This window comes from Aeromonas aquatica, from assembly GCF_000764655.1.
Lineage (GTDB): Bacteria > Pseudomonadota > Gammaproteobacteria > Enterobacterales > Aeromonadaceae > Aeromonas > Aeromonas aquatica.
The window spans coordinates 1-6,318 of record NZ_JRGL01000044.1 but is presented as its reverse complement, the minus strand read 5'-3'; the positions used below and the strand labels follow the sequence as shown (position 1 = coordinate 6,318).

Sequence of the window (6,318 nt, the reverse complement as noted above, 5' to 3'; positions counted from 1 at the left end):
CTATTTCAGGACTAGACATGGCGATGCGTTTAGAGGCTCTTGAGCTTCTCTTCCGGCAAGGCCAGCTCGTCGTTGTGGTTGACCCCGATGCCGCGCTCCAGCACGTGACGTGCGATGGCGTGCGCCTCCTCCAGGGAGTGCATGCTGTAGGTGCCGCACTGATATTCGTTCAGCTCGGGGATCTTGGCCTGATCCTGCACGGTCAGCACATCGCTCATGGCAGCCTGCCAGGCGGTGCCGACACGGGCCTCGTCCGGCGCGCCGATCAGGCTCATGTAGAAGCCGGTACGGCAGCCCATGGGGGAGATGTCGATGATCTCGACCCCGTTGCCGTTCAGGTGATCCCGCATGAAACCGGCAAACAGGTGCTCCAGGGTGTGGATGCCGCGCTCGGAGAGGATCTCCTGGTTCGGCACGCAGAAGCGCAGATCGAACACCGTGATGGTGTCCTTGCTCGGGGTCTGCATGGTCTTGGCCACCCGCACGGCAGGGGCTTCCATACGGGTATGGTCGACGGTAAAACTGTCCAATAACGGCATTTCTGACTCCTGATTGGTTACGAGAACCAGCCCCCGCTGGGGAGCCGATCCTTGCATTGTCGGTACTGGGCGCCGTAGCGCTGGGCGCGGGCCTCCACCTTGCGGGAGACCTTCATCAGCCATCCCTTGCTGCGGTAGCTGCCACGCCGGTAGCCGCCCCAGCCTTCGTGATAGTTGAGATACTGGCCATAGGCATCCCACTTGGAGGTGCCGTTCAGCCGCTGGGCCTTGCTAGTGTACCAGCCCATAAAGTCGATGGCGTCGGCAAAGTCGTCGCGATCGCTCCAGCCGTTGCCGGTCTCCCGCTGGTAATCATCCCAGGTCTCATCCTTCACCTGGGCATAGCCATAAGCCGAGCTGGCGCGCCCGGTCGGGATGAAGAGGAAATAGTCCATCGGCGGCCGGGCATCGTGTACGAAGGAAGACTCCTGGTACATCATGGCCATCACCACGTGTACCGGCGTGCCCCAACGCTCGTTCATCCGCAACGCCGCCTTGTGCCACTCCGGCTTTTCCGTGAATATCTGGCACAGATTTTCCGGCTGGGCCGGCGGCCTGGTACTACAGGCGGTCAGACCCATCAGCAGGCCTGCCGCCACCATTAAACGTGTCCACATCAGCAAAATGCCATCTTCGTTCTCTTCTTCGTTACCAGGCTAATCCACCATATCAAATGGCGTCTTCGTTCTCTTCGCCGGTACGGATACGAATGACCCGCTCCACCTCGCAGACAAAAATCTTGCCATCACCGATCTTGCCGGTGCGGGCGGTGTTTTGGATCGCTTCTAGGCAGGCATCGAGATCCTCGTCCTGCACCACCAGCTCGACCTTTACCTTCGGCAGGAAATCCACCATGTATTCGGCGCCACGATAGAGCTCGGTATGCCCCTTCTGGCGGCCGAAGCCCTTGACTTCGGAGACTGTCATGCCGTTGATGCCAATCTCGGCCAGGGCCTCGCGCACATCGTCCAGCTTGAACGGTTTGATGATGGCTTCAATCTTCTTCATGGTGACTCCTTACCAGTTCTGTTTGCCAAACCCGGATGTGATGGGGTAACGGCGATCCTTACCAAAGTTGCGGGCCGTGATACGGGGCCCGACGGCGGCCTGACGGCGTTTGTATTCGTTGAGATCCACCAGCCGGATCACCTTGCGCACCACCATCTCCTCGAATCCTTCCGCCACCAGATCGGCGACCGAGGCATCCTCTTCCACATAGCGTTTGAGGATGGCATCCAGAATGTCATAGGGAGGGAGGCTGTCCTGATCCACCTGATCCGGCGCAAGCTCCGCCGAAGGGGGGCGGTCGATGACCCGCTGCGGGATCACATAATCGACGCTGTTGCGATATTCACACAGCTTGAAGACCAGGGTCTTGGGCACATCTTTGAGCACATCGAAGCCACCCGCCATGTCACCATACAGGGTGGCATAGCCCACGGCCATCTCGCTCTTGTTGCCGGTGGTCAGCACTATACGGCGGCGCTTGTTGGAGAGCGCCATCAAGAGCACACCACGACAGCGGGCCTGCAGGTTCTCTTCCGTGGTATCGCGGGCGGTGCCGGCAAACAGCGGCGCCAGCTGGGTCATGAAGCCTTCGAACATGGGTTCGATGGAGATGATGTCGAACTCGACACCCATCCGCTCGGCTTGCTCCTTGGCATCTTCCACGCTCATCTGAGCGGTATAGCGGAACGGCATCATCACCGCCTGCACCTTGTCCGCACCGATAGCATCGGCGGCGATGGCCAGGGTCAGGGCGGAATCGATACCGCCGGAGAGACCCAGTACGGCACCCTGGAAGCCGTTCTTGGTGATGTAGTCGCGCACCGCCAGCACCAGCGCCTGATAAATCTCGGCCAACGGCGCGAGGGAAGCAGCGGGCTCTTTCAGTTTCACCGGCCGAGCGTTTTCGAAGCGTACCAGCGCCAACTCTTCGGCGAAGGGGGCCAGCTTATGGGTCAGCTCGCCCTGGCCGTTGAAGACCTTGGAGCAACCATCGAAGATCAGCTCATCCTGACCACACACCTGATTGAGGTAGACCAGCGGTAAACCGGTCTGGGCGCAGCGCTCGGTCATCAGCTCATGACGGACCCAGGGCTTCTCCCGATCGTAGGGGGAGGCGTTGATGGTCAGCAGTAGCTCAGCGCCGGCCTCTTTGGTCGCCAATGCCGGACCCGGTTGCCACAGGTCTTCGCAGATAAGCAGCCCGAGCTGGTGACCACGGAAAGGCACGACGCAAGTCTCGGAACCCGCGCGGAAGTAGCGCTTCTCGTCGAACACCCCGTAGTTAGGCAGATCCTGCTTGAAATAACGCGCGACCAGCTGGCCCCGCTCATAGAGGGATGCCGCGTTGTATAGCGCCTCACCCTCACGCCAGGGATGCCCCACCAGGATGGCGCAATTGCCCTGCCAAGCCGTGATACGGGCCAGCGCAGCCTCGACCCGGATCATCAGATCGGGGCGCAGCAGCAGGTCTTCCGGCGGATAACCGGTCAGCGCCAACTCGGAGCACACCAGCAGGTCGGCACCTTGCAGCTCTGCCTGGGCGGCCGCTGCCAGCACCTTGTCACAGTTATCTTCGATGGCGCCTACCGTCAGATTTAACTGGGCAAGCATCAGAGAGAGGGCTTTTGCCATGGCGATGCATCTTAAACTCGAAAATGATGGGGAATGATAAAGAAAAGGCGCTGGCTGTGCCAGCTCAACACTTGGGCTTTGCGCTGGAGTTCTGGCAGCCAAGAGATAAGATGTAACTAATCGAGGGAGACATTGCCATGGTCAAGGATGTGAAAGGATTCACCCTGCTTGAGCTGATGATTGCCGTCAGTCTGGGGGTCATCTTGCTCGGGATAGGGGCGCCGGCCATGTCGAGCCTGCTCAATGAGAACACGCTGCAGTTTGAATCCCGCACAGTCCTGAAGCACTTGCGCTTTGCTCGCAGTCAGGCTGTCGACAACCAGCAATCCGTTACCGCCTGCCTGGCCAATGCCAGCGATAACTGTGTTACGGCCAGTCCAACCCAGATCTTGATATTCGTCGATAACGATGGCAACAACGTCCTCAATAATGGGGAGCAGTTTCTGGCAAGAAGCCCGACATTCCCCAGATCACTGACCGCCTCCAACAACAGGATTTCCACTACCTTCAGCCCGGATGGCACCAGTTTGGTCACCAATGCCACCCTCAGCCTCTGCAGCCCAGGCAACGCCCAAATTAACTTGGTCATTGCCCCTTCGGGACGCACTACCCAGTCGACTCAAGCAAATATCTGCCCTTGAATGCCTTGAATGTCCCTGCTCACTACGCTCACTACCGTAGCTGGCTGGCATCTTGCTGCTGTCCCTCCTTTGACTGAAATTTGTTCTCTAGAGGTTGGCATTCCAGCAGCTTGAGTACCGGTTGCACAGCACCATTGATCTCGTATCCGCGCTGCTTGAACTTCTCCTGTACTGCCTTCTGGCTGCTATCTGTCACTGTGCCATGCAGTACGACTTTCTGCCCGTTAACCAGTTCCACATAGCACTTCATGTCATCCGCCGGCACAGGGCCTGATAATAAAAGACTGAGGCCCAACATCATCTTCAGCGATTTCATTGCACCTCTCCTTCATACAGGTAGATTTTCTTCGGCGACATATCCATCTCGGCTTCTTCCGCCCCCTGAGCACATTCACCACCACCGGTACAGCGCTCGGGTTCACCACTACCGTCGTCCTTGAGAATGACTTCTTCCCCTGCTCCGCCACCTATGATGCGTATTTTCGCATCATCACCCGCATGCACGACCAGGTCATCCGCCACCTTGTTTTGTACTTCGACATAGCGCTCTGGCGTTTCATTACCATCCAAATCGACCACGTAGCGGAAGGAACTGCCATAGTGCATATCCACCATGTATTGGCGCGCCGCCCCAATGGACTGAATGGTGCACTGCTGGAACGATTGCACCTGAGGCAGGAAGGAGGTGAAGTAGAGTTTGCCTTGTAGTACCACGCCAGCCCCCAGCGACTTCTCACCCTCTTCGTTCAACCAGTTGACCCAGCCTTTTGCACTGGTAATGCCAGCCTTGGTTGCCAGAATAGCGGCGCTGGTCGTCTGAGCAGCCAAGGGATCATTGGTCACATCGTAGAGCTCTGAAATCTGGATAGCCGATCTAGCGGGCGAAGTTGACGTACGGGGCATGACATCATAGTCACGCAACATGAAGTAACCGTTATGGACGGTTGACTCAGATGAAGGGCGATTTCGATCACCACTGCCTATCAGCACAGCATCAAAGGGACGATCCTGATAGGAATACGTTGTATTTCCCCCGACGACCGTTGCCGTCACTTGCTTGTTAATCGTGCGCACTACTATGGGTTGGGTAAAGAAACGACGGTCCTCTGCCTGGGTCGCATCCGATCCAAGACTGGCAAACTTGAATACCTTCCAGTCGGATTTAGTGGCAGAAGGAAGGTCCATCCGCCATATATTTCCTCCCGTATCCCCTACATAGATACGATCCGTCTTGTCATCACCATCACTATCCAAGGTTGCCACCGAACCTGGCATACTATCAACCATACCGGTTACCTGCAGGTTGGTACTCGAGGTAGCGGCAGGGGTTGCGCTGAACAGGAGTGCTCCCGTCGCAGCGTTCACGATGTATATCCCCCGACCCATGCTGTCATTCGCCCCCAGTCCCAGAGCGTTCTTGTTCGGATCATAACCACCGGTAAAAATCAGAACCGGATCTGTTACCCCTGGTACGAACGCGATCTCAGGCACTGACCATGTCAATCCCAACTCACTGAAGCCCGTCGTCTGCGAATTCAAACGCCATTTCAAGGTCGGGGTATTCGGACTCGATATATCGAAGGCATAGTAGGCCTTTCCCCCGCTTCTCAAGCCGGTAAATACCCAGACGAAGTCGCTTTCGGAAGCTTTCAATATACCGTTACGATTGGCGTCCTTGATGAGCGCCACGGGAGAGGAGTCAACACCATAAACATGCTCTGCTGACTCGGCGTTGGCACGCAGTGCCTCCTGATTGGCCAAAAACTCGTAGGGAATGGCAGCCCAGCTTTCATCGACGGTGTTACCCATGTCCTTGAACATATGCAGGAATCCGGCATTGGTGCCAAACACTATCCGCAAGTCGGGAGCATCTGTCATATTGCCGGACTGAGGACCATAGTTCAGCACCAGCGGGCGGGAGTGAAGAGGATCCCCCATAATATGAGAGCGGATCGTGGTCGAAGTATCGAAGTCTTCATCGTCGACATCCAACCCCTTGGTCCAGTCGATCAGTTTGTCGAGTTCGGCTGAATCGCTGGCTTTCATCCAGGTCATCAATGCCGCCTCTGTACCCGCCTGAGAAACCAAGTTCGCCTTGGTCAGGGTATCGAGCCGACTCTGACCATTGTTGATGACAAAAAGGTTGCGGTTACTCTTTGCCGCCAGCATATCCTGCGCACCGCCTTCCGCCACCTTGCTGCCATCTCTGGTCGATGACCAGAAAGTCTGGGCGCTGTCGAGTATGGTCCCATCAAATTTGATGGCTGGCAGATTGCGGCTATCAACAACATATCCCTTGGAGGAAAACATCAATTTCTTCAGATTGCCCCGCCACCTCGGACCGTCATCCGGTTCAAACATGGCATAGTAAATATTGTTGAGGCTCCGCGTGCGGTCGAAGTTATTACTGGCAATCGCCGGAGAACCCAGAGAGGTATTTATCCTGAGAATAGCGAGCAAAGAAGATTTTAATGCGTCAGTTAATGCTGACGCATTAG

7 protein-coding genes are annotated in these 6,318 nt (G+C 56.7%); 1 reads left to right on the top strand and 6 read right to left on the bottom strand.

The features are described from left to right. Positions 1-29 precede the first annotated feature (29 nt). From luxS to LG30_RS0107525, 4 genes are read right to left on the bottom strand one after another with little or no spacing between them, the layout of a single operon-like run. Complete coding sequence (luxS, locus tag LG30_RS0107540) at positions 30-539, bottom strand: S-ribosylhomocysteine lyase (RefSeq protein ID WP_033130094.1); 510 nt, start codon at positions 537-539, stop codon at positions 30-32. A gap of 17 nt (positions 540-556) precedes the next feature. Then, positions 557-1,156, bottom strand: coding sequence for a transglycosylase SLT domain-containing protein (locus tag LG30_RS0107535; RefSeq protein ID WP_052100894.1), 600 nt, complete (start codon positions 1,154-1,156; stop codon positions 557-559). Positions 1,157-1,208: 52 nt separating this feature from the next. Continuing rightward, positions 1,209-1,547, bottom strand: coding sequence for a nitrogen regulatory protein P-II (gene glnB, locus LG30_RS0107530; protein WP_005308848.1), 339 nt, complete (start codon positions 1,545-1,547; stop codon positions 1,209-1,211). A gap of 9 nt (positions 1,548-1,556) precedes the next feature. Next, on the bottom strand, positions 1,557-3,179 hold the full coding sequence (locus LG30_RS0107525; RefSeq protein ID WP_033130093.1) for an NAD+ synthase: 1,623 nt from the start codon (positions 3,177-3,179) through the stop codon (positions 1,557-1,559). A gap of 137 nt (positions 3,180-3,316) precedes the next feature. Between LG30_RS0107525 and LG30_RS0107520 the strand changes: the two genes are divergently transcribed. After that, entirely contained in the window at positions 3,317-3,820 is a 504-nt protein-coding gene (locus LG30_RS0107520) for a GspH/FimT family pseudopilin (protein WP_033130092.1), read from the top strand. A gap of 31 nt (positions 3,821-3,851) precedes the next feature. Here the strand turns inward: LG30_RS0107520 and LG30_RS0107515 are convergent, their stop codons facing one another. Both LG30_RS0107515 and LG30_RS0107510 read right to left on the bottom strand, forming a co-directional pair. Beyond that, positions 3,852-4,136 carry a TapY2 family type IVa secretion system protein gene (locus LG30_RS0107515; RefSeq protein ID WP_052100892.1) on the bottom strand — a complete coding sequence of 95 codons (285 nt, stop codon included), beginning with the start codon at positions 4,134-4,136 and terminating at the stop codon, positions 3,852-3,854. Continuing rightward, a partial coding sequence (locus LG30_RS0107510) for a pilus assembly protein (protein WP_033130095.1) occupies positions 4,133-6,318 on the bottom strand: 2,186 nt, incomplete at its 5' end. The genes LG30_RS0107515 and LG30_RS0107510, both read right to left, overlap by 4 nt.

What these genes read in the sequence shown, in the direction of transcription:
- luxS (WP_033130094.1), bottom strand. Translation starts at nt 539, where the DNA reads ATGCCGTTATTGGACAGTTTTACCGTCGACCATACCCGTATGGAAGCC.
- LG30_RS0107535 (WP_052100894.1), bottom strand. Translation starts at nt 1,156, where the DNA reads ATGTGGACACGTTTAATGGTGGCGGCAGGCCTGCTGATGGGTCTGACC.
- glnB (WP_005308848.1), bottom strand. Translation starts at nt 1,547, where the DNA reads ATGAAGAAGATTGAAGCCATCATCAAACCGTTCAAGCTGGACGATGTG.
- LG30_RS0107525 (WP_033130093.1), bottom strand. Translation starts at nt 3,179, where the DNA reads ATGGCAAAAGCCCTCTCTCTGATGCTTGCCCAGTTAAATCTGACGGTA.
- LG30_RS0107520 (WP_033130092.1), top strand. Translation starts at nt 3,317, where the DNA reads ATGGTCAAGGATGTGAAAGGATTCACCCTGCTTGAGCTGATGATTGCC.
- LG30_RS0107515 (WP_052100892.1), bottom strand. Translation starts at nt 4,136, where the DNA reads ATGAAATCGCTGAAGATGATGTTGGGCCTCAGTCTTTTATTATCAGGC.